The sequence below is a fragment of the Shinella pollutisoli genome, assembly GCF_024609765.1.
GTDB classification, from domain to species: domain Bacteria; phylum Pseudomonadota; class Alphaproteobacteria; order Rhizobiales; family Rhizobiaceae; genus Shinella; species Shinella pollutisoli.
Genome location: NZ_JANFDG010000016.1, coordinates 104,816 through 130,039, shown reverse-complemented (window position 1 = coordinate 130,039; position 25,224 = coordinate 104,816). Strand labels below are relative to the sequence as shown.

The window sequence follows — 25,224 nt, the reverse complement described above, 5'->3', positions numbered from 1 at the left end:
AACAGCATCGTCCCGCCCGCCTGGGCGTTGCAGACCGAGACGTAGCGGATCGTCCCCCAGTCCACCTCGGCCGGGCCGATATTGACGACGTCGGTCAGAACCGACAGTCCCGTCAGCGGATCGGCGGCCGAGAACTTGCCGGTGATCTCCGCGCGGGCATAGCCGGTGTCAGCCGTCGAAATCTCGCTGTCGAACAGGCCGGCATTGGTCGGGTTGCCGAGATGCAGGGCAAGCCAGAGTTCGGCCGGCGGCACCCATGTCGTACGGTCGAGCATGTGGTCGGCGATGAGCTTCGCCGTGTGCAAGGTCAAGGGCATGGGAGGCTCCTGCTATCGGCCGGCGGCCGTGATGCGGCCCTTCTTGTCGCCGGAGATGCGTATCTCGTTGTGGAGGCGGCGGAATTCACCGCGCAGCGCTTCCATCTCCTCCTTCAGGGTCTCGATCGCTTTCGACTGGCCGGAGGCGAAGACGGCCGCCAGTTCCCGGAAGCCCTCGCGATTGTCGTTGGTGAGGACCTGCTGCGGGCGATAGGTCCCCGCCTGCATCGCCTCCAGCTGCGGCCGGTAGCGCGCGGTCGTCATGGCATCGGCGACGAACTCGCGGCCATGGACGAGGCCGGCGATCTGGTTGACGCCGAAGTCGCCGGTATAGCCGCCCGTCGCATAGGCGGGAAGGCCGGCCATCTTCTTCGGCAGCGGCGTGCTCGTCTGCGACGCGCCGAGATAGGTCGTCACGGCGTCGGTCAGCCTCTTCGTCAGTTGCGAGACGGTGAGCAAGGTGTTGTCGACGGAAGCGAGCGTGCTCACCTGCTTGGCCAGGAGGGCGATCTGTTTCTCGGCCGCGGAGACCTGGCTTGTGGCGCTCGTCTCGGCCTGCGCAAGCGCGGTGTTCACGCTGTTGAAGATCGCCGCATAGTCCTCTGTCGATGCGAAGTAGCTCTTCGCCTCCTCCAGATAGGACTGGCTGATCGAGGTCAGGCGGTTCATCGCGTCGCGGTCGCCGACCATGGCGAGCCGCAGCGTCTCCTCGTACTGCCGCCGCGCCTCCGTCAGGCGGTCCTGCGGCGAGAGGACGGAGAGGTTGCTGTCGAGCCGCAGGCCGTCGCGGAACTCGCGCACGCCCTTCGCGAAGTTGCGCCAGGCGTCGAGCGCCTCGTCGAGCGCCGACTTCGCCTCGTCGATCTTCTGCCGGTTGAAATCGTCGATGAGCGCCTGGCGCTCGGCGCCGAGAGCGCGCTCGAGCGCGATCAGCGTCTGCGTGGTCGCGCCGCTCTCCTTCAGCCGCTGGCGCTCCATTCGCGCCTGCGCGTCGAAGAGCTGGAGTTGCCCCTTCAGCCCCGACGCGTCGACCGTCGCCTGGAGATACCTCACCCCGAAATCCCGCTGCAGCGCGACCTGCTGCTTGTTGAACTCCTTGATCAGCCGGATACGCTCCGCGCCCGTCGCCCTGTCCAGCGCCACGAGTGCCGCGCCCGTCGCCCCGGCCTCCTTCAGCCGCTGACGTTCAAGCCTCGCCTGCATGTCGAACAGCTTCAGCTGGCCGGACAGGCCGGACGTGTCGGTGACCGCCTGCACGCGGCGCAGCCGCAGGTCGGAGATCGTCGAGGACCATTTCTCCGCGTTCTGGACGCTCAGGTCCTTGAGGATGCCCTTGAGCAGCTTTGCCGGGATATCGAGATGGTCGGCATAGTGGCGCAGCTGCTTGCCCGTCAGGCCGGACTGCATGGCGATGCTGGCGATCGAGAGCGAGAATTCCTTGTTGGCGAGCGAGGCCGACAGTCCGAGCGCCTTCGCGTCCTTGAGCCGCTCGTTGTAGAGCTTCTGCGCGTCTGCCATCTCGTTGAGATACCCCCGGCCGGAAAGCTCGTTGATCGAGCCGCGGACGTCGGTGCGATACTGGTCGCGCAGGCCGGCGACCGCCTTCACCAGCCCGTCCCTGATCGCCTTGTCCGCCTGGCTGGAGCTCATGCCGAGCTCCTTCAGCGTGTTGCGCAGGCCTGCCGCCGTGCCGCGGATGCGCTGCATCTCGGTCTCCATCGGCGAAAGCTCCTTCGCCCCGGCCAGCTGCGACAGCGCGTAGTCCCGCGCCGCCCGTGTCGCGACCCGCGTGCTTTCCCCGGCCCATTTGGTGTCGGCGATGAAGTTCTTCAGCTCGTCGCGCAGCCCGATGACGTTCTGCTGCGCCTGCACGAAGGGCGAGTTGGAGCCGAGGCCGGAGCGCATCGCCTCGACCGTCCCGTCGAAGGCGGAGCGGAAGTCGCTCTTCAGCGTGGCGCGGAAGCGGCTGATCGCCTCGCGGGCCTCCCGCTCCATGGCCCAGTTGCCGGCCTTCATCGCCGTGCGGCGGATCTTCATCGCCTCCGCCTCGTACTCGGCGAATTCGCTGCGATAGTTGCCCGCGCCGCGCCCCAGCCCGCGGTCGAGCGTCGAGCGGACCGAGGCGGCGTTGTCCCAGAGGCTCTGCCGCGCTTCCTTCCGCTCCTTGTCCCGCCGGGACGATCCGCCGAACAGCCCGCCCAGAAGACCGCCGAGGCCGCCGACGACGGCGCCGATCGGCCCGCCGGCCATGAAGCCGGACAGTGCACCGCCGATGCCGCCCATCGCCGGGTCCTGCGCCTGGTAGCCCATCCCGAACCCGCCGAGGCCGGCCGAGATGTTCTTCATCGCGCCGTCCGGCAGCTTGCCGCCGAAAAACGAGCTGAGCCAGTTCTGCGCACCGTCGCGCGTGCCGGCGAGCGCCCCCTTCTCGACCGCCTTGCCGACTTCGCGCAGGCCCGCCCATCGGTCGTTGTCGTTCGCCGGGCCGAAGCCCTTGCCGGAAAGCAGCCCTTCGAGACCGGACTGGAGGTTGTTCGTCCCGATCTGAGCGAGACCGCCGGTGATCTTGTCCATGAAGGCGTCGAGGTCCTTCATCGGCTGCGTGAAGAGATCGGAGAATGTGCTGGCGAGGGCCTTCGCCATCTCGTCTGACGCCTTCTCGGTCTCCTTCGCGAGCTCGCGCACGCCGCGGCGCGCCGCCTCGAACTGGTCGGCGATGCGAGCCTCGACGGCAAGGCGCTGGATGTCGGACAGCTTGTCGCCGTACGCTGCGAGCGAGGCCGTCAGCTCTTCGGCTTCCTTGCGGGCGTATTCGCCGGGGAACTTCTTCTCCGCCAGCCGGTCGGCCGTGCGGGTGAAAGCTTCATACTCGGCCCGCGCCTCGCGTGCGGCCCTACCGGCACCCTTCGTTGCCTTTGCCGCCTCCTCCAGCCTTGCGACGGCATTCTTGGCGGCCTGGCCGCCTATGGCCTTGATGGTCGCGCCCCAGTGATCCGTGCGGACAATCTCCGCAACCGTCTTCTGGTACTCGCCCGCGCGCTCCGCCATGCGCTTCATGGCAGCCTCGCCGCCCGCATCGATGCGCGGGAGCGTGATCGCCGGGATATCCGGGATGGTCAGGTCCCATCCAAGCTTCGTGCGTAGCAGGTCGCCGCCATAGGCGTTCACGAAGTCGTTGAGGCCCTGGGTGATACTCCTGATGCCGGCGAGCGACTGATTGACCATCCACTCGATGGCGCCGACGAAGCCGTTCGCTGCCGCCTGTCCGGCCATGACGAACGCATCCGGAAGGGAAGCTACCGAGAACACCAGTGTCTCGAACGCCCATCTCCCGACGATCACCATCCCGTTGAACTGCTGGCCGGCAGCGTCGCGCAGGCCGCTCCATGCGCTTTCGGCTTCCGTGGATACGGCTCGCACGGCCGGGCGCAGCTCGCGCTCTATGGCGGCGGCGGCCACCTGCCATGTCGCCTTCGCCACGTCGCCGAACGTGACCTGTACCTTCGACGCCTCGTTGATCTCGTCCTGGATGCCCTTGATCGCCACTGCTGCGACGCCGGCGGCGACGGCAACCGGGCCGAAGCGCGACGCGACGCCGCCGAGGAGCGAGGCCGTATCCTTCAGGGCGGCGTTCACGCCGCCGGCGCCCGAATAGAGCTGCAGGATCTGCGGTCCCTGCTGCGCCGCGATCATCGCCGGGTTGATGCCGCCATAGGCCGACTGCCCGATATCGAAGAGCTGATAGGTGAGGTTCTGCCGGCGGAACCGCGCGCTGTTGTCGTTGGCGACCGCCAGGTTTCGCGTCGCGGCGGCAAGATGGTTGGTCGCGGCCGCCTCCTTCGCGATTGCCGCCGAAGCAAGACCATGACGCTGTGCGGCGAGGGCGAGAAGCTCCATGCGGTCCTGCATGGTGACCAGCCCCTGCACCTGCGCTGCGATCAGAGCGTTCTCGACCCTTTTCATCTCCATCTGCGCGCGATACTGCTCGTCGTATTTCCGCCGGATGGACGCAAGCCGCCCTTCCATCGACTGTGTCGCCCGCTCGGCGCGCTGGCTGGATACCGCTACACCGTCGACCGCGTCGGATAAGCCGCGTGTGGCCTGCTCCGCTTCCTTCACGCCTCGCGTCGACGCCTCGATGGTCAGGCGACGGATTGCTTCCTGTACGGTTGCCATGGTTGCTCCAACAATTTTGCAACGCTAGGCTTCCCTCAAGGGGATCGGGAGGGGCTGCCAATGCGTCTGTTGTTCGTTCTGTCGTCGATGGTAGTCGTGCGGCATGCGCAACCGCAGGACCGACTACTGACAGCGTCCGAGTGGCGGTCGCCGACCAAGAAGTTGTTGCATGCTCGTATGTCGGCGACGTTCGAGGCGACCACAATTTGTATGGTGGCGCGATGGTTCAAATCGCTATCAACGACGCTACCGCCCAAATAAAAAATCAGACCGCGAAGCTTGGCGGAAACACGGTATTGATTACTAGTTCTGTAGCCCATTGGGCAGGGGCAAACATGTCTGGCAAGGCCTATCGTTGCGCTAATTCGGCGTCACAGTAATCGTCGGGAATCGGACGGTGCTGACGTTATGCGGCCGGCCTGCCGCGACGAAGCGCCCGCGCCGGTCACGGGCCCGCCTTGACGCAACAGGCAGCTTCTCCGCATTGACCTGCGCCCCGCCGATGACGGCCCGATACGTCATCCTGATCTGGACGACATTGCCAAACCGGGCACGCGCGTCCTTGGCCGTCCGCTCGTAGATGCGGTTAGGCACCGAGACGAGGAAGTCGCGCCCCGATTTGGTCTTGCCGATCTCCAGTCGCCGGGTGTAGGGCACGGTATTCGTGAACGAATATTCTGCGGCCGGCGGGATCTCCCCGTCGGCGGCGATCTCGCGTTCATCGGCGAACAGTCTGTGGCCGCGCATATAGTCTCCCGACCGGCGCGGCGATCGCTCGATCAGGGCGGCAAGTACCCATTGCAGTACGTCGTTGATCAATTCGAACTCGAAGACGATCCGCCCTCGATCCGGATCCACGCTTTCGAGCGCGGCGCCGGCGCGGCCGTCCACGAACTGCTCGAAAGGGGCCTCCGATCCGAGCGACCTGCGGTTGGTCTCCTGGGCGTCCCGCAAGGCGGCGCGCGCGAAGTCGGCCACGGCCTTCGAGCGTGCCTCAGGAGACAGCAGCTCGGAGACCGTGACGTCCAACCATTGACTAAGCGGTTCGACCTTTACCCGCACGACCCTTGCTCCCGTCCGGCGACGCCGCCCTCTCGCTTGCGATCCTTGCCTGCATGCCGGAGAGACGCAGGATAAGCCTTGCCTCCCACGGCTCCGGACGCTCCCGCGTCAGGTCCGACCAGGCCCGGACGTCGGGCCAGGTGATCGTTGGAGGTCCCATTCCCCCGCCGGAGGCGCCGCCGTAGATTTCGAGGAACCAGTCCCAGACATGGACCAGCAACGCAGGACAGGGCGGCCTCGGCGGCATCTCCTCGACGCGTCCGGGCTTCTTCCCCGGCAGGCCGGCGCGGATCCGCGCCGCCGCCTCGTTGTGCTCGGCGACCGTGGCGCCGTCGCTCAGCTTGTGGGCGTTTCGAAGCTCGGCCTCGGCGAAGGCGAGGAAGTCGTCGAGCGCCGCCGCATGAAGTTTCCCGCATTCGCCGCGCCCGCAAAGACCTGGTCGAACAGCCAGGCCATGCCCGCCTCGCAGTAGAGCTCGAGCGCGTTCTCGGGCGTGCAGGGGACGTCCAGCCCTTCGCGCGAGACGGGGTCGACGAGACGCCACCCCCGGGTCAGCTGCGCCAGCTTCCGGCGGTTCTCTTCGTCGGGGTCGATGTCGGGATGCCCGGTCCGGCTCTTGCGGGCCGAGCGGAAGGCGCGCTGCCGGGCATCGGCATCGAACTTGCGGCCGGCCTCGCTGTCCACGGAGAGAACGTCGATATAGGCGGCGTTGCCGGCCTTGTCGCGCAGGACGTCGTCGGTGATCGGGTCGATCAGCTCGACGCGGAAGGTGTCGGAGACGTTGGCTGCGAGAGCCGCGAACTTGCTGGTCATGATGATTGTCCTTGTCGGTGGAGATTGCGGCCCGCCCCACCGACAGGGCGGGCCGCGTCACGTGACCTCGCCGAGGGGCGAGTGCTGCCCGTCGTCGGTTACGGATGGGGCGGCGTCAGGCCGAGACCTGGGTGTCGACGATCTGGATCGTCGTGTTCTCGACGCCGGGGTTGCTTCCCTCCTGCTTCAGCGCCGTGAACGGGAGGGTGATCGACTGGCCGGCTTCCCCCTGCGTCTGGAGGTCCGCGCCGCCCAGCTTGATGCGCGGCAGATAGAACGTCATTGCAGCGCTGGCGGCGTCGTTCGTCGTCGTCAGGTAAGCCAGGAACTCGATCTCGGATTCGTTGATGAAGTCCTCGATCAGGTCCGGCGCGTCGAAGAACGCGGTCATCTGTCCCGTCACGCTCGCCCGCCCCAGGAAGATTTCCGGGACCAGGTTGGAGCCCACCACCGGCTCGCCGCTCGGCGAGAGCTGCATCTGGATGTTGGCGCCGGTCACCACCGCGACCGTGTCGCCGCCGATGCGCAGAAGGCCGTTGACGGCGGCGAGCAGGCCGGTCGTCGTCTCGGTCGTTGCCGCGGTGAAGAACGGCGCACTGCCGTCCTCGTAGAGCACCATGTTGCGGCCCATCAAATCGAAATCCACCGTCGACATACCGCTCGCCGGAAGCTGCACGTTGAAACCGCCCACGCGGCATTCCGTGAACAGCCGGGCGACGTCGACGTCCTCGTTCCAGATTTCGACCGCCATCTTGCGCGAGACGTGCCCCGAGGATGGCACGATCAGCTGGCGCCCGACCGACGTCACGTCGAATTCGCTGTCGGCCGTGTGCGTGACCGGCGCGGGATAGACGGTCATCTCGCGATTGTTCGCGCCGCCGAAGCTGAGGATGACGAAGTTCTTCCCGTTGTTCGCGACCTCCGACAGGCCGGTGAAGCGAACGACCATGCCCGCGCGATACCCCTTGGCGACCGGGTCGCCGCCGCCGAACGTGAACTTGGACGTGGCGTTGTCGGCGGCGGCCGAGGTGAAGTCGCTCTCGTCGGCGGTCACCGCGGCGTTCGACCAGTTGCCGCGGCAGGCGGCGGCGAAGAAGTCCTTGTAGGTCAGCGGCGAGAGCTCGCCGGAGACGTTGCCCTGCACGCGCTTCACGCCGTGCCGGAAATCGGCGATCTGCCGGTCGGAACGGATCTCGCCCGACTGATAGGTGTCCTTCGACAGCGTGAGGCTGGACGAGACGCGGCGCAGGATCTGCGCAGACGCCGCGCCGGGGTCGGATGCCGGCGACGGCTCGACGCCGGGCGTGATCTTGGGGTCCGTGTAAAGCTTGTAGGCGATACGTGCGGCGACGCCTTCGGCGAGCGACATGGCGGTTCTCCATCGATGGTTCGAAAGCGCTTGCCCAGGGCGCGATAGGGCGCGGCGTCAGCCGGTCTGATCGAAAAATAGGGACACCTCGCAGGCGGCCCAGAAGTAGTTCCCGACCTCGGACTGGAGCCCGGGCGGCGTCAGCATCGCCCCGTCGCCTCCGGGGATGACCGTGGCGTCGAAGCAGGAGACATGCTGGTCGCGATGCGAGCGCAGCAGGGTGGCGATCTGTTCCGCGATGCTCTCGGCCGCGTCGAGCCCCCATCCTTTCGGCACGAAGGCATAGACCTCCACGCGGCAGCGGTTGCGATGCGTGTTCGCGCACCGGCCTCCGCCGTAGGCGACGATCGACGATCCCTCGTTCAGGAACTCGACGTAGACGAACGGGGCGGGATCGTCCGGGAGCGGCCCGCAGTCTTCGTTCTGCCAGCGCAGCGGGACGGGCACCCCGTCGAATGCGACGTTGCCGGCCTCGATCCGCGCGCGAACCGCCTGCCGTGCCTGCGTGACCGTGGTCATCTGCGCTTCCGGACAGGCTTGCGGGCAGGAACGATGCGCACCACGGCCGCCGGCTCATCGATCTCGATTGCGGGCGTAGCCTCGGCGCCGCTGCCGCTTTCCATGAGCACGATTGCCTCATTCGGCAGGCGCTGCAGCTTTCCCTCGTCCGCAAAGCGGGCCGCATGGTCGTCGGGGAATTCGTACGATCGCCCCGCGCGCATCAGGCGAGGATGCACGCCATCGGCCGCATACTGGAAGCTTTCGATTACCTTGCGTTTCATGTCAGCCTCGCACCTGGAGTTCGTAAGCGATCAGCACGCCCTGCACCCGTCGCGTATTGTCGTCGGCCGCCTCGACATTGAGTTCACGGCCGCGAACGACAACCTTGTCGCCCTTCCGCAGATCGAGCGGCACCTGCGCATAGATCAGGTCCTCGACGAGCACGATCAGCTTGCGGTCTCCCTGCGTGATCGATCCGGCAAGCTCGTGCGGCTCGTAGTCCACGACGCGCGCCATCACGTTGGCGTCGAAACGCGGCCGGTTATGCCCGGCGCCGGTAAAGCGCCGGATCGCAATCGTCTCCCCGACCGCGTTCATCAGCCGCCGATAGCTGGCCTTGACCTGGTCAGGCGTCACCGCACAGCCGCCCTGACGCTGATCGACGTGTTGCCGCCATAGGTGCCGCTGCTCGTTACCTTGGCGCGCAGCCTGTCGCCGAGAATGCCGTCGAGCTTGCCCTCGGCTCCCAGAGCTGCGACCGGCGCCGGCGCCGCGGCCACCATGGCCGAGACGCTGGCGATCTTTTTCGCGCTGGCCTGGGCGAAGTCGAACCTGGCGACATCGATCCACGACTGTCCCTGGTCGAGCGATGTCTGCACGACGACGACGCATGCGGTCCCGCCGGAGCCGTAGACAAGGCTCGCCTGAAGCGAGACGGCGGACATGCCCTCCAGTCGATCGATCAGCGCCTGCGGGGTTCCCGAAGTCGATACGCCCTCGGTGATTATCAGGTCGGTGACCGCCTGGGCGATCGCGGCGTCGCCGAGATTGTATATGCCGGTCATAGCCATCTCTCCACGTAGGGCGCGATCAGGTCCCTGATTTCCTGGGACATGAGCGGATTGTCCTTCTCGGAAACCCACCACTCCCGCTCGATCACGCCGGGAATGTCTTCCCTCTTCAGGTTCGGGTCGCGCTGGCGTTCCGCCCAGAGGGAGGTCATCAGCTTGCTCGCCGCGAGCTTCATGGACGGCGGCGCTGCTGCAAAGCCGGCCTTGAAGACGACGGTGATCTCGTCTGCGCACCAGGTCCCGCGTCGCGGCCAGATCGCGCCGGTTGCTGCATCGAGGCGATAGCCCGCCTCGTCGATGATGGTCTCGTCGACGGCAAGGCTGGACACCCCGGAAACGGGGCGCCGCGCGAGGCGGAGCCTGGTCGTGCCGCGATCCGGGAAGAAGACCTGCCGGCATGTCTCGGAAAGGAGCGTCGGCACGTTCACGCCGTCCCAGGCCACTCCGCAGTCGCGCGCGATCGCCTCGGACAGGCCGCGCCCCATCGCCTGGAGGTTCGCGTCTTGCGATCCTCCGACCACGCCGGCGGCGGCACGTAACTCCTCTATCGTGAGAAGTGACGTTTCGGAGGCCGGCGTGGTTACGGTGAAGATCGAGCGCATCGCGCGTCAGTTCGCGACGTAGGCCGAGGCCTTGATGGTCGCCCCCTGTACCGCCGGACGGCGCCGCGGCTTCAGCACGGCGATCACCGATCCGAAGGCGATGTTCGCCGTCGCCGATGTGCGCACCGCCTGGACGAAGCGTTTCGCCGGCTTGAACACCTCGGTGATCAGGGCGAGCTGGTTGATATCGTCGTTTTCGACGCACGTCGCGGTGAGGGATGACCCGGCGATCTCGGCCATGCCGGAATCGCTGTCCGCATCGTTCTCCTCGATCTTGAGGCCGGCGACGCCGGTAGCGGTGCTGTCGGTGATGACGGTCAGGAATGCGACCGATTCGTAGTCGGCCATATCGATGCGCGTCGAGTTGTTGTCCGTGCTGCTGGCGTTCGCCACCGGCGCGCCGACGACACGGAATTCAAGATTGTCAATGAGGCCGTGCATGGCATCGGTTCCTTCTTCGGGTGAGTACAGGGAAGCGCCGGGCGGCACGGGAGGCCGCCCGGACCACGTTAATCGCCGTAGCGGCGCTGACGGTCAGTTTGCGAACTGGAGAAGCTTGATCGCCTCGAAATTCACCACGCCGCCGCCGACGCGCTTCGTCGTGTAGAACTTGACGAAGGGCTTCGCGGTATAGGGGTCGCGCAATACGCGGATACCCTGGCGGTCGACGATCTGATAGGCAGCCCGGAAATCCCCGAAGGCAAGCGAGAAGCCGTTGCCGGAGAGCGCCGGGAGGTCTTCCGCACGCGTCAGGGGGTAGCCGGCGATGGTTTCCGGGTTGCCGAGCACGAAGGACGGCTGCCAGAGATAGGCGTTGGTCGTGCCGTCCTTGAACTTCCGGATCTTGGTCACGACCTCGCGCTTCGTCACGAAGCGTGCGTTGGGCAGGTAAGCGTCCTTCACAAGACCGATGAGGTCAAGCAGCTTGTCGGCCGGGTTGGAGCCCGGGAAATCGCCGTTCTGGCCGGTCTTGAGGATGCCGATCTTGCCCCAGTCGACGCCCGACCCGCTGTCGGCCGCCGTCGGATAGGAGATGAAGCCGCGGATCTTGCCGGCACTCCCTGCGACGAATTCGCGGTTCTCGAAGCGGGCGAACTTGTCGCCGACCTTGCCGGACAGCCACGCCTCGATGTCGACGGCCGAATCGTCCAGGAGCTGCTGCGTCGCCTTCGGCTCGGTGTCGATCCACCAGACGGGGATTTCCCATTTGCCGACCTCGGGCGTCTTGTCGTTGCCCGATGTGTTGCGCTCTCCGGCATAGGCCGCGCCGGCCTCGTCGAGGTCCTCCATGCCCTCCAGCTTGTCGGTGGAGATGGTCTGGGAGGAGGCGATCTGGCGGATATTGGAGGTCTCGTAGACCTTCTTGACGATACGCCCGGTCACATCGGGCGTGACGTAGTAGCCGCCGTCCGGATCGGATCCGACCGAAAGCGTCTTGATCTCGTCGGGCGTGAGCAACCGCTCGTTCTTCCGCAGGAACGTGTCGAAGGCGGACTTGTAGTCGTCGTAGCCCTGCTCGTCGAGCGGCGTGAAGGCGCGCTTCTGGTCGGCCGCAACCGCGCCGAAGGTGATGTTCATCTCCTTCAGGTGGAGCTCGCGCTTGGCGGCATCCTCGCCGCTCGCGCGGATTCCCAGGCGATTGATACGCGCTTCCAGGTCTTCGCGCTCCTTGCGTTCGGCCTCGATCTTGGCTTCAAGGGCGGTCTTGGCCTCGACCGCCGTGTCGAGCGTCTTCTCGATCTTCGAGAGTTTCTCGGTCACCAGCGGGTCGTCCTTGCCGACCTTGGTCTTCATCTCCGTTTCGAGGGTCTGCTTGAAGGCTTCGAAGGCGTTGCCGATTTCGGCGAAGGCCGCCTTGACTTCCGTGTCGGCGACCGCCGCGCCGAAGACGGGCGCCGCCAGGATGGGCACATGAGAGGCCGCGAGCGCGTCCGTTGCCGTGCCGCCGAGCATGAGCGCGAGGCCGATGAGGAATACCGCGCCGACAAGCGCAATGAAGGGGAGATTGCGTTTCATGATCCTGCTCCAGAGTTGAGGATGTTGAGCAGACGAGAGACCTCGTCGCTCCATACCGGCCTTTCGTCCTCATCCCGAGGATCCGCAGCCTTGAAACCGCCGGCGGCGATGGCCTTCGCGGCGGCATGGGAGAAACCGCCTGCATCCCGCAGGAATTCCTCGAATTCGCGTATGGTCCGGGGAGCGCCGGTGGATTTCACCGAGGAAACCCGGGCGGCGCCATTGGCCGGAAAGGTGACGATCGACAGCTCGATGAGATCGACCTTCTTGAGAAGACGGCGGGGCTCGTCGGGCTTGGTCCCCAGCGTGAACTCCTTCGCGCGATAGCCGATGGACATGCCGTCGAGTACCCGCTCGCGCATGGCGCCGTAGATGTTCTTCCCGCGCTCGGTGTCGAGGTTGATGATGCGGCCCTTCACCTTGAGGCCGACATCGTCTTCCTCCATCTCTTCCCACTTCCCGATGGGCAGAGCGTCCTGGTCCGTCATCATCCAGCCGCCGTGTTGCGACAGCATCGGCGGGAATTTCTTCACCTTCTTCCAATCGCGAAGCGTATCCCGGAACGCACCTTTCTGGATCACGTCACCATAGGCATCGACGTTTCCGAACACGGCGCCGTATCCCTCGAACGTGCCGGTCGCCGCGCCATCATCGGCGAATTTCACCTCGATCGGCGCAATGAAGTGATCCCGTTTCATGGGGTATCCTCGCTGGCTGGAGCCTTCGCTGTCGCTGCTGCCGTCGGTTGGGGGAGCTTGTCGGCTTCCGGGTCGTCACTGCGGTCGAGATCTTCGAGTCCGCGGACGTCGTTTTGCGTCATCCAGCCTTTGCCCCCTCCGGAGCCGAGCGCCTTGGCGTAATAATCCGCGCGGTCCTTTGCAGCACCACGCATCAGCGCGTTGGCGTTGAACTTCGTGTAATATCCTGCCCTCCTCTCCTCATCGGAAAGGAGGTTGACGTCGGCCGATTGCTCTAGACGCTGGTACCAGGGCATCAGCGTGTGCACGACGTGCTGAAGGAAGATCGTTTCCGTGGCCGCCCGCGCAGCCATGTCGGCCGGATGGCCGACCATCAACGGCATCACGCGAAAACGCCGGCAGATGCTCTCGACCTGATGCCGGCGCGTTTCCAGCAGTTGCTGGTCCACGCCCGTCATCGCCGTGGGGGCGAATTTGCCGTCCCGGTCGAGGATCATCGGCAGGTGCGAGCGCTCCTGGCCGATCTGGTGCTTGCCGAGCCAGTCGGAAAGCTGCTCGAACTGCGTCTTGTCGAGCCGATCTTTCACCGAGACGATGCCGGTCGTCTTCGCCCCGTTGCGCTGGAACTCGGACTGCCCCTGCTCGAGCGAGGCGGAAAGGCCGATCGCGTGTCTCGCCATCTTCACCGCGTCGAGACCCAACCATGAATTCCACGACGGCCCGCGAATGTGCCAGATGGCGTCCTGCTCGAAGACCTTGCGCGTTCCATCGTCGGCGGTGACCACGTATTCGAGCGCAACCTCGCTCTTTTTCTTCACGGTCACGCGGCGCGGCTCGATCAGGACGAGCTCGACGATCTTTCGATGGCTGCCGACACGGTTCACGAAGACGTATGCGTTTCCGGCGAGGAGGAGATGCATCAGGAGCGTCTCGCGGAACTCGAAGCTCGTCTGCCATCTGTTCGGGCGCCGGTAGAGGATGTCGTCGAGGTCGTGCGTCGAAGCCACCTGCCTGGCGCCGGCGTTCTCGCGGTAGAGATGCCACGGAACCTGCGCGCATCCTTCCGCGATGACGCGCATGCAGGCATAGGCGGTGTCGTCTTCAAGCGTCGTGTCGAGATTGACCACCTTCCCCGCATGACTCTGGCGGCCGCCGCCGTAGATTTCGCGGATCAGGTCGAGCGACGAAACCTTCGTGTCGTCGCGGAAAAAACGCTTCCAGAAGCCCACGGGTCAGTCTCCTATGCGGCTTCCCAGAACGACTTGCCGCCCAGCGCCACAGGGTTCTTCGTCATGACCGTGATGGCGTCGAACAACGCCATTACGGGGTCGATCTTGGCGTCTCCCGCCGTCTGCTTCGTCGCGCGGATCGCGGTTGCCGTCGGTTCGATCTTCAGGTTCGAGACGCACCACGTCATCATGGTGCCGCCGGCATGATGAAGCATGCCGTTCGACAGCCTGCGCTCGCCTGTCTTGATGGCGTTCATCATGGCGTATCCCTGGGGGATGCCCACGAGGAGGCCGTTTTCCGTCGTCACGTCGACCTCGGGATCCGCGAGCGCGTCGACCATTTCGCCGAGACCCGCGGGATCGACCGCGACAGCCGCCAGGAGGCCTTCGTCCTTCACGCGCCGGATGATCTCCACGATCGCTACGATGTCCTCGAGCGCGTCGTCGATGACGGTCAGGTTTCCCTCCTTCTCGAAATCGAGAAGCCGGTCGGCGATCTTCTGGCGTCGCCTCAATACGCTGCGATGGCACCACGCATGATGCCACGCGATCCAGCGTTTCATGAGCTTCGTCGTCTTCTGGCCGTTGACGACGACGGTGACTTCCGTTTCCGCCGGCTCCCGGCCGAGGACGGCAAGACCGAACAGGTCGTCGAGGCCGCCACCGTCGAGACCGACGACGATGACTTCGCTGCGCTCGATCACGGCCTCCAGCGCTTCGTAAGGCGGCAGCGCGGACAGGTCCGCGTCGGTCGCCGCCTCCCAGAACCCGGCGCCAGGCCACCGGTTCTTGCGGAGGTTCATGCCGATCTCGACATTCAGATGCTTGGCAAGGAAGCTCTGGACCGTGTCCTTTTCCTCGTCGTCGCCGGCGCAGACCTTGGCGAGCTTGCGCTTCAGCCAGTCGAGATTGACCGACCGCCCCATGTTCGGATTGGTGATGTACCAGTTCTCCGGATCCATATAGGCTTCGGACTTCACCATCTCCTCCGGCCACTCGTAGAGCACCGGCAGGCTGTACGGATCGTCGATCTTGCCGTCGCGGACGTCGCGGAAATAGTCGAGCTTCTCCTTGAAGACGCCGGCCGGCGGCTCGTCCGACTGCGTCGTGATGTAGATGACGAACCCCTCCGGGCGGGAGATGAGCCCGCCCGTGGCCTCCTGCAGCATCGACGCTGCATTCGCCCTCTTGCCGAACATCCACAATTCCTCAACCAGCACGAAGGCGGCCTTCTTCCCGCCGACCGTGGCCGAGTCCGCGCTGATGATCTTCAGCACGGCCTTTGTGAGCCGGTGAGTGATCTCCTTCGTGTTCTTGTTGACGTCCAGCAGCGCGTCGAGCTCGGGGTCGGCATCGACCATCGCCGCGGCCGGCACGAAGGAATTGCCGGCGACCTGCTGCGTCGGCGCGATAATCATCAGTTCCTGATGATGCCGCCAGTTGCGGATGAGCGCGGTGAGCATGATCCCGGCCGACAGGGTCGATTTGATGTTCTTCTTCGAGATCAGGAGGAAGACCTCATCGATCATGCGGCGGGCGGAATCCGGATCGTATGCCCCGAAGATCGCCGCGACGAGGTCGAACACATAGGGCTCGCATGATTCGCCGAAGGTCGGGTGGCGATGGCGTCCCATCTTCCGGTCATAGACCTGCGGAAGGTCCGTGATCTGGAGCGATTTGAACACCTCAAGCGCGGCCGTCGCCTCGTCCGGAAAGAGCGGCGAGAACGGGATCAGGCTCTCCCGCGCGACGATCCGGCGCTCCCAGTCGGGACATGCTGTCGAGAAACGGGGCACGGCCTACTCCTCGACCGCCTGCCCGTTGTTGGCGACAAGCCGCGGCCCGCCGGGCGGCGCGAACTTGCCTCCGATCGACATCGCGGTTTCCATACGCCGCTCCTTCTTCGAGACGTACCCGCCACGCTGGGCGGGCTGGTTCGCGGCCTTGTCCTTGAGCGTGCGGGCAACGCGCTCGGCGTCGACGGTGTCGAGCATGCGAAGTGCCGCCGAGAGGGCGGCGGCGCTGCCGGCCAGCCCCTGCTGGATCTGCGCGGTCCTGAGCTTCGTGCGCAGCCGCTGCAGCAGGACGGCCTTGCACCGGGTCAGGTGCAAATAATGCTTGCGCAAAGTCGGAACCGAGAGACCGACGGTCTGCGCGACCTCCCTGTTGGTCATCCCTGAAGCCAGCAACACCATGATATTTATGATCATTTCTTCCGTCGGCTCGTGCTCCGGCCGCCCGACCTTGCGGTTGGGCTCGATCAGAGGGTTCCCGAAGAGGTCAATAATCGGTTCCATCGAAAAAAAATCTGCTCGTGCCCCCCATGCGGTTACGGGCCCCGGGGGTCGGGGGAATTCACCCCCCCCCCCCCCCCAGCCCGCTTCGGCAGGGTTATCGGTTAGCGAGACGCGCCGCCCGGCTGGCGGCCGTCTTCCGTGTGTGATGCGATCCGCAGAGGCACCGACCGTTCATCGGATCGAGAAGGGCGCCGCCATCGCGACGCTCGACGATGTGGTCGGCGAAGAGGCGGGCCGGAGAACGAACCTCGCACCGCTTGCCGCCCTCCACCCATTCGCAACGCCAGCCGGCGCGCTGTTTCACAGCGCGCGCCCAGTTGCGATGCTCTTGGGTCTGGAGTTCAGGGTCCGCGGCTTTCGGGGGGGGCTTGACGGTCCGGGCATCGATTACCCGAATGCCGCTCTCGATCATTCTGATCCTGCCCATACCCTATACATACGAAAGGCGACCCTTCGGCCGCCTTCACATTCGTCATGACATAGCTTGCGCACTGGCCCTGAATCGCGTCCGCCGTCTACGGCTTCGTCAGGGCTGGGGCTGACCGGCGTACCGACCTCGGGATCGCTCCCCGCTGTTTAGGCGTTCTCAGAGGCTCACTGCAGGATCATCAGCTCATCCAGTGGCGAATGACTCTCACAACTTTTCCAGAATTGCAAGGGGCACCGTTACCGGCACGTCCTTGCCGAGCAGGCTGATAAGAACCACCGCATCCCCGCATCCATCGGAGCGGCAAGAGAGGATTTCACAGGCAGCACCCCAGAAGATGCCGGCGCCGATACCCGCCTTCTCACCGACACGCCAACGCTGTTGAACCTCATGCTGCCAATCGTAAAGGCCAGCATCGGCCAAAGCCTTGAAACGCATCACCTCCTCGTCAGGAAGGGACATGGGATGCTCAAGGCCACCGACTACCTCGACGACATAGTCAATCGCCCTCAGCGCACCCAGGACAGCGCCGTCCGGCGGCATGCAAACGAGCACGTAACCATGGATCGCCGGCATGGGCTGGGGCGGGATGATGCGGTGCCGACGCCTCAGCTCCGGCCCCATCCGCATCGGCAGGCATGTCTCGACGCCGAGTGCGACGAGCGCATCTTCCACAGCAATTTCGCGGCCGGTCCATACACGAACAGCATACCAGCGGCGATCCTTCGAGCGATTCGCCGCCTTCAGCAGCATTTCCAGCCTCACCTCCTGCTCCCGGGACGAATCGCGCGGGATGCCGATCGGCGTTCCCATCCAGTCGTTACGCTGCATGTTCATCGCCCCTCACCTCTCTCAGTTTCTGCCGATACCGCTCCAGCGCATCCGCCGCCGCGTCGTCGTCCGTCCCATCCATCGGAGGCAGGCATATCCACTGGGCGTCGCCCATGTCCGGCCACGACCAGCCCATCCGCTCGTGCAGCCGACGCCAGGCGGCCACCTCCGGGGATTGGACGTTGTAGCTGCGGAAGTCCTCCGAGATCGCCACAATCTCGGCGGCGACAAACGTGCCGCGCGGCTCCTCGTGCATCGCCCAGACCTCCGGCCATGAATGCCGCTGGCGATAGGCGCGGCGCTCGCGCTCGCCCATCGCGTTGTCCTGCGTCATCAGGTGGGCGAGCATCCCCCGCGGCGGCGGGTGCGGCCGCTCCGGGCCGAGCAGGATCGCATAGACCTTCCCCTGCCAGCCCTTGGTGAAGGCCTTGCACGGCAGAGACGGTGCGGCGGCATCGCCGGCGGCGCGGCGTATCGCGTCCGGAGCGACGGCGCCGAGCACCTGGAACCGCTTGTCGCGCAGGTAGACGCCGAGCATGGGCGCGTCCGGCTCTCCCTTGCGGTCCCCGGATTTCACTTTCGGGCACGCCGTGAGAAACGCATCGCGGAGTTCCTCGGCCTGGACCCGCTCCTCCGGCGTCAGCTTGAGGAACTGCCGGAACGCCCAGCCCGAGTTGGTCTTGAGCAACAGCGGCCAGGGATTGCCGTGACGGCCGATCTCCAGCGCCCTGAACCGCTCGCGCAGCCGTTTCGGGTCGTCCTCCCGATCTTCCTCGCCCGCGCCCGCGCCCCCTCTCTCGTTACCGGTTCTCTTTACTGGTTCCCTTACAGGGTTACTGTCCAGATTCTGGACTCGGCTTTCGCCGTTTTCTGGACTCGGCTCCTGCTCGTTTCTGGACTCGGCCTGCTCCGGTCCGTGTCCCGTTTCTGGACACGGGATTTCCGCAGGTTTCTTCGGGAAATCAGGCTCGAAGGGAAAGCGGTAGCGCGTGCGCTCCTGCCGGTTCGAGGACCGCTCCCGGCGCTGCTCGCGGGCGATCAGCCCCAGTTCCTCCAGCTCCCGCAGATAGACATTCAGCGTGGAGCGCGGGACCTCGCAATCGGCCGCGAGCGTGTCCTGGCTCGGGAAGCAGCCGTTGTCGGGGTGATAGCGGTCGCACAGGTTCCAGAGCACGACCTTCAGCGCCGGCTTTATGCCGCGCTGCTTGATGGCCCAGTTGGTCGCGTCGTGGCTCATTCCGCCGCCTCCCGCCAGACGGCGAGGTCCGGGCAATTGGCCGCCACCAGCGCGGCCATGACGGGCGGCGAGACGCTGTTGCCGACGCAGGAGACCTGCACCGACTTCGGAAACGACACCCAGACCGGTTCGCCCGTGTCCTCGTCGGTCTGCCATCCGCCGTCGATCACATAGTCGGGCGGGAAGCCCTGAGCGTTGTAGAGCTCGCGCGGCGTCAGCATGCGCATGCCGATGTCGACGACGACGAAGGTCTCCCCGCCGATGGCGATCGTCACGAATTCGCGATCGTCCCAGAAGCCGTGTGCCCTGAGGAAGGCGGCGACCTCGCGCGCGCGGCTGGCCTGATCCGCCGTGAAGGGCGGGGGCGACAGTTTCGATTCCACATGCCCGAAGCGAGGCTTCGTCGTGAGTGTGTGGACGGGCTCAGTCTCGGGCGTATCCTGATCGACGCCGTAGTAGGCCTGCAGGTAGGGAGCGATGAGTGCGGACTTGCCGCCGCCATCGCCCATGGCGGTGGCCGACGGCGCATCCATAGCGTGCCCCGTCGACGTGCCGAACTGGCGCGACACGAAAGCGGAGACGATGCCCTGTTGCGAGCCGGATTGCGTTACCGTCGACAACGGTTCGCTCGCAGGCCTGCCGGGATTCACGCCGCCGGTGCGCCGGCTGTCGTTGTTGTGCTGTGCGAGATAGGCACAAGCAGCAGCATGTTTCACTCCGCCTGCCATGATCGTACCGAGAGGCTTGTCCGGATCGAGCGCCCTCGGCGACTGGCCTTCCCGCTCGCCATAACCCGTTTGGACCAACGTGGACGCGACGAGCGTCAAACCGGCTCCGCCGGCGGTAATGGTATGCGCGGGCTCATCAGCGCCGTTAAACGGCTTGCCGGCATTGCGCATCGTCATCAGATGCGGCGCGATCACGCCGAGCGGAGCAGCCCCGCCCGGCTTCTCGATGTAGCTGTTCGCGGTGATCGTCGAGAGCGGCTTGCGCGCATCCTGCCCCGTCGCGCCTGTGTTGAAGCGGATGACGGAAGGAGAGACGATCCCGAACGAGCCCGCCGTCATGACCGTGTTCAACGGCATCTCGATATCATTCACGCCATTGCGTGACGCGGCGCTCGCCATGTCCGTGCGGACGATGAACGGCCTCTCCGCATCGAGCACGTACCGCTTCATGCCGCGCGCGACCCGCGCCATGGTCGCGGCCGCGAGCGGGCGGATGGCGCGCAGGCCGTGCTTCTCCATGATGGCGTCGCTTGTATCGAAGATCGACGGGCACGGCAGGGACCAGTCTATGCATTCGGCCGCCGTGCGCCAGGGCAGCTTCCTCCCCGCGACGACGTCGGGATCGTCCGGGCTCCCGTGCGTCGGATCCGGCCAGACGATCGGCTTGCCGTCGCATCGCGCGACCAGGAAGAGGCGCTTGCGGATCGTCGGCGCGCCGTAGTCGCAGGCGCGAAGCTCGCGCCACTCGATGCGGCGGTATCCGAGACGGCGCATCGCCTTCAGCCACGCCCGGAACGTCTCGCCGCGCCGCGCCGGATCCGGCATCAGCCCGCGCCCGGTCTCGACGAGCGGCCCCCAGTCCTTCCATTCCTCGACGTTCTCCATGGTGATGACGTCGGGCTTGGCGCGCTCCGCCCACAGCACGATCACCCAGGCGAGGTCGCGGATGTTGCGCTCGACCGGCTTGCCGCCCTTCGCCTTCGAGAAGTGCTTGCAGTCGGGCGAGAAATGCGCGAGCCCCACATGCCGGCCGGCGACATGGTCGAGCGGATCGACGCGGTAGATGTTCTCCGAAAGATGCAGCGTCTCCGGATGGTTCGCCGCATGCAGCGCCAGCGCCGCCGGATTGTGGTTGATGGCGATGTCCGGCGAACGGCCGAGCGCCATCTCCATCCCCGTCGAGGCCCCGCCGCCGCCGGCGAAGCTGTCGATGATCAGGGGGCGCACGGATCCGGCCGCCGCGGGCCGGGACGGGACGGGCTCGAACAGCATCAGGCACCCCCTTCCGCGATCGCGACCATTGCCGAGCGGGCCGCCGCCAGCATTTCCTGCGCCGCCGCCCGCATCTCCCCGGTCGCGCCGCGCGGCATCCAGATCACCAGGCGCTCGGTCTCCAGATAGTCGATGCCCGCGAGGAAGCCGGCGCTGCGCAGCCGGTTGCGGATCGTCATCTCGTACTTGCCGAGATAGCCGGGCGGGCATTGCAGCAGCCAGCGGGCCCGCGCGGCGTCGGTCCGCGCGTTCTCCAGTTCGTCGATGATCGGGACGAGGTTGCTCACCGAAGCCACCTCACACCCGCATCGGCATCTGCACGACACGCAGGCGATCGCCCTCCGCCGTGAAGACCGCCGGAGATCCGCCCGGCGAGGCCGGCGCGGAAACGGTGACGAGGTCGCCCTGCAGCGCGGCGAGCGCCGAGCAGAGATAGCCGACATTGTATCCGGCATCGAATGCGCCGACCGCGTGCCCTTCCGCCAGCGGAACGGCTTCCCGCGCCGCGCATCCCTCGCCGGCATCGCTCATCGTGACGGTGAGATGCCCCCCCTCGGCCAGCAGGCGCACGCCCTTGAAACTGTAGGGCGAGAAGGCGCGGATGCGGCGCAGCGCACGCAGCAGCATCTGGCGATCCACGACGAGCGCCGGCCGGGCATCCTTCGGGATCACCCGGAAGACATCGGGATAGGTGCCGTCGATCAGCCTGGCGGACAAGGTCATGCCGGCAAGCTCGAACCGCGCCCGCTTGCGGCCCGGATCGAAGACGCAGGCCTCCGGCTCCCGCCCCTGCCGCGAGAGCCATCCGGCGATCGGCGCGGGAACGATCAGTCCGCGGCTCCCCTCGGGCGCCACGTCCAGCGGGCAGGTGGCGAGGCGATGACCGTCCGTCGCCGCGACGAGGGCCTGCCCGTCCGGGTCGACGAGGATCGCCACGCCGTTGAGATAGTAGCGCGTCTCCTCGCGCGACATGGCGAACAGCACGCGCCGGATCGCGGCGACCAGGCCGAGATTGCCGGTCGCCGCGCGCTCGCCCTCGATCTCGGGATCGGCCGGGAACGCGTCGGCCGCAAGCGACGGCATCCGGTATTCGGAGCCGCCGAAGGTGACGGCGGCGCGCTCGCCCGACCCGTCGATCGTCAGCACCACGTCGCGATCGACGCTGGCCGCGAGCGCCCGCAGGGCCCGATGGTCGATGGCGACCTCGCCCTCCATCGCCCCGATCGACGGCAGGGCCACCGAAAGCCGCGCGTCGAGGCTCGCGCCGACGAGGCGGCCGCCGCCGAGCTTCACGGTCGAAAGGATCGGCGCCGTGTAGTGCGGCCCGACGATGCCCTGCAGCGCGCGGAGCCCGGCGCGCAGCTGTCCTGCGGTCGTCTGCAGTCTCATGTCTCGATCTCCTCTTGATCCGCCGCGCCCGGCGCGGCCTCGTATCCCCATGCGTGCCAGCCGGGCCGCGGGCTCCGGCAGAACATTTCCAGCCGCGGCATGTCCGGATAGAGCCGCTCGATCTGCTCCGCGAACCAGTCGGGCTTGGCGCTATGCCGCCCCTTCGGCTCGCGGTGGACGGTCTCCGGCTGGGTGCCGGGCAGTGGCGCGGCCGGGTCGCCCCGGCGGCCGATCAGCAGCAGCTCGTGCCGGTCGCGGCCCCAATAGCCCGTGCCGGCGATCTCCTTGTCCCAGATCCAGTGATGAACGTAGGTGAAGTCCCAGGCCGCCATCACGCGCAGCGCGTCCGGCAGCATCGGGTTCGTCGCCCACAGGAAGAGCACGGCGTCGCGTTTTGCAGGCGCGCCGATCTCCTCGAACAGCGTGCAGATCGCCTCGGTCGGGAGCGTCGGGTAATGGTTTTCCGCGCTCTTCTCGCGCCCCGTCACCTCGCTGCGCACGCCGAAGCGCCACGGCGGGTCCGCGTAGATCACGGGATATCTCGTCTCGACGCGCCCCGCCGTCGGCCGGCCCTGGTCGACGACATGGGCCATGTGCGCGAGCCGGACGGCATGGCGGAGCTGCGAACGCTTCTCGCGGATCTCCTTCGCCCGCTGGACGATCTGCTTTTCCTCCAGCCGGAGGACCTCCTCCTGCGCCTCGCGTTCGAGGAAGCTGATGGCCTCGCCGGCATTGACCGATATCCGCCCGTCGCGGATCGCATCGGACAGTTGCTCGATGCCCTGATCGCGCACCCGCTTCGCCGCCGCGACGGCGCGCTCGGAGATCGAAAGCCGGCGGGCGGCCTCGCGGGTCTGCAAATTTGCAGACCCGGCCGTCGCCTGGTTGATGCCGCGCTCCCAGTCGACGATCCGGGCGGCGACCATCGCACGCTGGCTTTCCGTCAGGTGGCGGCGGTGCAGGTTCAGCGACAGCACGAAACCGAGCGGGTCCTTGCCCTCGTAGTCCTTCGTCCAGGCGTCGATGCCGAGGAGCGCGCAGGCGGCCTCGCGGTTGCGCCCGTCGAGGATTCTACCGTCGAGCAGCCAGACCGGCTCCTCCTGGCCGCGCGTGGCGATGTCGTCCGCCAGCCGCTGCAGGTCCTCGGCGGCAAGCATCGGGAAGAGCCCGGCCAGCGGATGGTGCGGAAGTCGCGCCGGCGGCCCGCCGGCGGGCGGTCCCGTCTCCTTCGGCGGCTCGGCGGTCGAGAGGTCGAGCGCGGCCGCCGCATCCGTCGGATACCACAGCGCACCGTCCTTCGGATCGCGCCGCAACAATCCTTTCGCGTTGAGCTTCCGGCATTTCTTCGTGGCCGCCTCGTCGGCTGCGTGATAGCGGCCGCCGGCGAGGGCCGCGGCAAGGATGGCGGACTGATCAGGACTCAGCGCCATCAGTGCGCCCTCATCAGCCGGTCGAGATGCGCGGCACCCGCATCGGTGAGAAGCAGCAGTTCCTCGTCGCGCCGGTCGCGGCAAACGTAGCCGAGCATCTCGCATGCCCCGGCGGCATCCCGGTCGCGGTTGCGCTCGCAGCGCCAGCTGCCGCCCGCGAAGCGGATGCGGCGCAGCAGCGCTACGCCGCGCGGCCCGAGCGGTTCCGGCGGAACCTCCGGCGCCGGACGCTCGCCATCGCGATATCTCGCCCGCACCATCAGAACGCCCTCGGCGGCACGAACAGGCAGATCGTGCGCGAGGTCGCCTCGCCCGCCACGCTGCACCAATGAAAATCGCCGTCCGGCGAGGCCCGCACCCGGGGGTCGGCATAGGGCACGACCTCGCCGGTCGCGCGCACGACATAGCCCGCCGGCCCTTCGCCGACCGCGGTCTCCGCGACCGGCCGGCAGTCGTCGTTCGAGCAGCAGGCGAAGGGATAGCTCCAGCCGGAGGGCGCGTCGTGTGCGCGGGCCGGCTGGATCGGGACCGCAAGGACGAGGGCGAGAGCGGGGAGGATCGCGAGCGCGATGACGAGCGCCGCGACAACCGCAAGGCCGCAGACGAGGCGGGCGAAGAGGCAGAGGGCGACGGTCATGCCTTCACTCCGATCGTGATGTGGTTGACCTGGAGCTGCCTGTTGTAGATCTCGCAGAGCGCCTTCGAGAGGTTGAGCGCAGCATCGCCGCCACCGATCTTGCGCAGCGTCTCGGCCTGTGCAGCCAGCATCTTGCGGTCGCTCCCCCTGAGCTTCTGGACGATGCGTTCGGCGTTGATCGTCGACCTATTGTTGCGGAAGAGGCGGGCAAGCGCCTGGATGTAGATGCCGCCGAGCGCGCCCGTATCCGCCGGCCAGGCGGTGGAGAGCGCCCTGCAGGCGTCCGAGGTCGCCGCATCGCCGTATATGCGGATCGACCGCGCGACGGCGGTCACGGCGTTGGTCTTCGTGGACGCGGGCCTGACGCCTGCCGCCTGGATGACCTCGCATCCGGCGCGCGCCAGCACCGCCTGGACGCGCAGCATGGCCTCGTCGCCGGCCTCGATCCCCGCCCAGAACCTCTCGACGGTCGTCACGGCCGTGCGGTTGACGTTGATGTCGAGGAAGGCGCCCGCCTCCTCGCGCGAACCCGAGAGCCGGACCACGGCGGCCGGGATCTGGCTCACGGCCGGATGCGCACGGCCGGCGGCGACGCGGTGCTGACCGTCGATCACCGAGAAGGTCCCGCCCTCCTGCTCGGCGAGCACGACGGGCTCGAACTTCGACCAGCGGAACTCCCGCAGGATCTGTGCGACGCGCGTCGGGCGCAGCTCGCGCTGGTAGTTGCGGTCGACGAAGATGCGCTCCACGTCGACCCACATCAGCTCGGACCGTTCGCCGAGATCTGCCGATACAGCCTCACTCATGCAGAATGCCTCCCTTGCGGGGCACCAGGCGGTAGCCCTCGCCCCAGACCGTGTGGATGGGGATATCGAGACCCGTGAGCTTCTTGCGGATCTTGCAGACGAGGACGTCGACGATCTTGATCTCCGGCGCATCGTCGATGAAGGAGGTCACGGCGCGCAGCAACTGCTCCTTCGTCCGCACCCCCCCCCCTGGCGGCATGAAGCGTGGAGAAGATCGCCATCTCCTGCCGGGTCAGCTGCGCGAACCGGCCGCCCGCGACGATGATGCCGGCATCCCAGTCGATCGCGAAGGTCTCCGTCTGCAGCGGCTGGCCGCA

The 25,224-nt window shown here is 66.6% G+C and carries 28 protein-coding genes; 1 reads left to right on the top strand and 27 read right to left on the bottom strand.

Going from position 1 to position 25,224, the window contains the following annotated elements:
• Nucleotides 1-317 (bottom strand): phage tail fiber protein (locus tag NNZ72_RS14705; RefSeq protein ID WP_257316101.1); only part of this gene is annotated, 317 nt, incomplete at its 3' end.
• A 12-nt stretch (nt 318-329) separates the two neighbouring features.
• Entirely contained in the window at nt 330-4,493 is a 4,164-nt protein-coding gene (locus NNZ72_RS14700; protein WP_257316100.1) for a phage tail length tape measure family protein, read from the bottom strand.
• Here NNZ72_RS14700 and NNZ72_RS25530 point away from each other — a divergent pair.
• Nucleotides 4,412-4,873, top strand: a complete 462-nt coding sequence (locus NNZ72_RS25530) for a DUF4156 domain-containing protein (RefSeq protein ID WP_371747760.1) — start codon at nt 4,412-4,414, stop codon at nt 4,871-4,873. The genes NNZ72_RS14700 and NNZ72_RS25530 overlap by 82 nt on opposite strands.
• Here NNZ72_RS25530 and NNZ72_RS14695 read toward each other — a convergent pair.
• The 25 genes from NNZ72_RS14695 to NNZ72_RS14580 form a co-directional block, all read right to left on the bottom strand.
• On the bottom strand, nt 4,854-5,555 hold the full coding sequence (locus tag NNZ72_RS14695) for a hypothetical protein (protein ID WP_257316099.1): 702 nt from the start codon (nt 5,553-5,555) through the stop codon (nt 4,854-4,856). The two genes, NNZ72_RS25530 and NNZ72_RS14695, sit on opposite strands and share 20 nt — an antisense overlap.
• Complete coding sequence (locus tag NNZ72_RS25585; RefSeq protein WP_442800902.1) at nt 5,530-5,835, bottom strand: phage tail assembly chaperone; 306 nt, start codon at nt 5,833-5,835, stop codon at nt 5,530-5,532. The genes NNZ72_RS14695 and NNZ72_RS25585 overlap by 26 nt, the downstream gene beginning before the upstream one ends.
• 56 nt (nt 5,836-5,891) lie before the next feature.
• Nucleotides 5,892-6,368, bottom strand: a complete 477-nt coding sequence (locus NNZ72_RS14690) for a hypothetical protein (RefSeq protein WP_257316098.1) — start codon at nt 6,366-6,368, stop codon at nt 5,892-5,894.
• Between the two features lie 115 nt (nt 6,369-6,483).
• A complete protein-coding gene (locus NNZ72_RS14685) occupies nt 6,484-7,737 on the bottom strand; it encodes a phage tail tube protein (RefSeq protein WP_257316097.1) in 1,254 nt (417 codons plus the stop codon).
• 57 nt (nt 7,738-7,794) lie between these two features.
• The gene (locus tag NNZ72_RS14680; RefSeq protein ID WP_257316096.1) at nt 7,795-8,256 is read right to left on the bottom strand and encodes a hypothetical protein; all 462 of its coding nucleotides are present in this window, start codon (nt 8,254-8,256) and stop codon (nt 7,795-7,797) included.
• A complete protein-coding gene (locus NNZ72_RS14675; protein WP_257316095.1) occupies nt 8,253-8,519 on the bottom strand; it encodes a hypothetical protein in 267 nt (88 codons plus the stop codon). Before NNZ72_RS14675 ends, NNZ72_RS14680 begins: the two co-directional genes overlap by 4 nt.
• A 1-nt stretch (nt 8,520) precedes the next feature.
• Complete coding sequence (locus NNZ72_RS14670) at nt 8,521-8,874, bottom strand: hypothetical protein (RefSeq protein ID WP_257316094.1); 354 nt, start codon at nt 8,872-8,874, stop codon at nt 8,521-8,523.
• Nucleotides 8,871-9,302: a hypothetical protein gene (locus NNZ72_RS14665; RefSeq protein ID WP_257316093.1), complete on the bottom strand. Its 432-nt coding sequence runs from the start codon at nt 9,300-9,302 to the stop codon at nt 8,871-8,873. Before NNZ72_RS14665 ends, NNZ72_RS14670 begins: the two co-directional genes overlap by 4 nt.
• A complete protein-coding gene (locus tag NNZ72_RS14660) occupies nt 9,299-9,910 on the bottom strand; it encodes a head-tail connector protein (RefSeq protein WP_257316092.1) in 612 nt (203 codons plus the stop codon). The genes NNZ72_RS14665 and NNZ72_RS14660 overlap by 4 nt, the downstream gene beginning before the upstream one ends.
• 6 nt (nt 9,911-9,916) lie before the next feature.
• Complete coding sequence (locus NNZ72_RS14655; RefSeq protein ID WP_257316091.1) at nt 9,917-10,351, bottom strand: hypothetical protein; 435 nt, start codon at nt 10,349-10,351, stop codon at nt 9,917-9,919.
• Nucleotides 10,352-10,444: 93 nt separating this feature from the next.
• Complete coding sequence (locus NNZ72_RS14650) at nt 10,445-11,926, bottom strand: phage major capsid protein (RefSeq protein ID WP_257316090.1); 1,482 nt, start codon at nt 11,924-11,926, stop codon at nt 10,445-10,447.
• Nucleotides 11,923-12,624, bottom strand: coding sequence for an HK97 family phage prohead protease (locus NNZ72_RS14645; protein ID WP_257316089.1), 702 nt, complete (start codon nt 12,622-12,624; stop codon nt 11,923-11,925). Before NNZ72_RS14645 ends, NNZ72_RS14650 begins: the two co-directional genes overlap by 4 nt.
• Nucleotides 12,621-13,853 (bottom strand): phage portal protein, encoded by a 1,233-nt coding sequence (locus NNZ72_RS14640; protein ID WP_257316088.1) that lies wholly within the window; start codon nt 13,851-13,853, stop codon nt 12,621-12,623. Before NNZ72_RS14640 ends, NNZ72_RS14645 begins: the two co-directional genes overlap by 4 nt.
• A gap of 11 nt (nt 13,854-13,864) precedes the next feature.
• On the bottom strand, nt 13,865-15,649 hold the full coding sequence (locus NNZ72_RS14635; protein ID WP_257316087.1) for a terminase large subunit: 1,785 nt from the start codon (nt 15,647-15,649) through the stop codon (nt 13,865-13,867).
• Between the two features lie 3 nt (nt 15,650-15,652).
• The gene (locus NNZ72_RS14630) at nt 15,653-16,150 is read right to left on the bottom strand and encodes a helix-turn-helix domain-containing protein (RefSeq protein ID WP_257316086.1); all 498 of its coding nucleotides are present in this window, start codon (nt 16,148-16,150) and stop codon (nt 15,653-15,655) included.
• Nucleotides 16,151-16,784: 634 nt separating this feature from the next.
• Nucleotides 16,785-17,408 carry a transcription termination/antitermination protein NusG gene (gene nusG, locus NNZ72_RS14625; RefSeq protein ID WP_257316085.1) on the bottom strand — a complete coding sequence of 208 codons (624 nt, stop codon included), beginning with the start codon at nt 17,406-17,408 and terminating at the stop codon, nt 16,785-16,787.
• Entirely contained in the window at nt 17,398-18,645 is a 1,248-nt protein-coding gene (locus NNZ72_RS14620) for a helix-turn-helix domain-containing protein (protein ID WP_257316084.1), read from the bottom strand. Before NNZ72_RS14620 ends, nusG begins: the two co-directional genes overlap by 11 nt.
• Nucleotides 18,642-20,645 carry a DNA cytosine methyltransferase gene (locus NNZ72_RS14615; protein WP_257316083.1) on the bottom strand — a complete coding sequence of 668 codons (2,004 nt, stop codon included), beginning with the start codon at nt 20,643-20,645 and terminating at the stop codon, nt 18,642-18,644. The genes NNZ72_RS14620 and NNZ72_RS14615 overlap by 4 nt, the downstream gene beginning before the upstream one ends.
• Entirely contained in the window at nt 20,645-20,932 is a 288-nt protein-coding gene (locus tag NNZ72_RS14610) for a hypothetical protein (protein WP_257316082.1), read from the bottom strand. Before NNZ72_RS14610 ends, NNZ72_RS14615 begins: the two co-directional genes overlap by 1 nt.
• Nucleotides 20,933-20,942: 10 nt before the next feature.
• The gene (locus tag NNZ72_RS14605; RefSeq protein WP_257316081.1) at nt 20,943-22,034 is read right to left on the bottom strand and encodes a DNA polymerase III subunit beta; all 1,092 of its coding nucleotides are present in this window, start codon (nt 22,032-22,034) and stop codon (nt 20,943-20,945) included.
• Entirely contained in the window at nt 22,031-23,464 is a 1,434-nt protein-coding gene (locus tag NNZ72_RS14600; protein WP_257316080.1) for an MT-A70 family methyltransferase, read from the bottom strand. The genes NNZ72_RS14605 and NNZ72_RS14600 overlap by 4 nt, the downstream gene beginning before the upstream one ends.
• Nucleotides 23,464-23,724 carry a hypothetical protein gene (locus tag NNZ72_RS14595; protein WP_257316079.1) on the bottom strand — a complete coding sequence of 87 codons (261 nt, stop codon included), beginning with the start codon at nt 23,722-23,724 and terminating at the stop codon, nt 23,464-23,466. Before NNZ72_RS14595 ends, NNZ72_RS14600 begins: the two co-directional genes overlap by 1 nt.
• Nucleotides 23,724-24,101, bottom strand: a complete 378-nt coding sequence (locus tag NNZ72_RS14590) for a hypothetical protein (RefSeq protein WP_257316078.1) — start codon at nt 24,099-24,101, stop codon at nt 23,724-23,726. The genes NNZ72_RS14595 and NNZ72_RS14590 overlap by 1 nt, the downstream gene beginning before the upstream one ends.
• Entirely contained in the window at nt 24,098-24,907 is an 810-nt protein-coding gene (locus NNZ72_RS14585) for a DUF6551 family protein (protein WP_257316077.1), read from the bottom strand. Before NNZ72_RS14585 ends, NNZ72_RS14590 begins: the two co-directional genes overlap by 4 nt.
• Nucleotides 24,900-25,088, bottom strand: coding sequence for a winged helix-turn-helix domain-containing protein (locus NNZ72_RS14580; protein ID WP_257316076.1), 189 nt, complete (start codon nt 25,086-25,088; stop codon nt 24,900-24,902). The genes NNZ72_RS14585 and NNZ72_RS14580 overlap by 8 nt, the downstream gene beginning before the upstream one ends.
• Nucleotides 25,089-25,224: the final 136 nt, after the last annotated feature.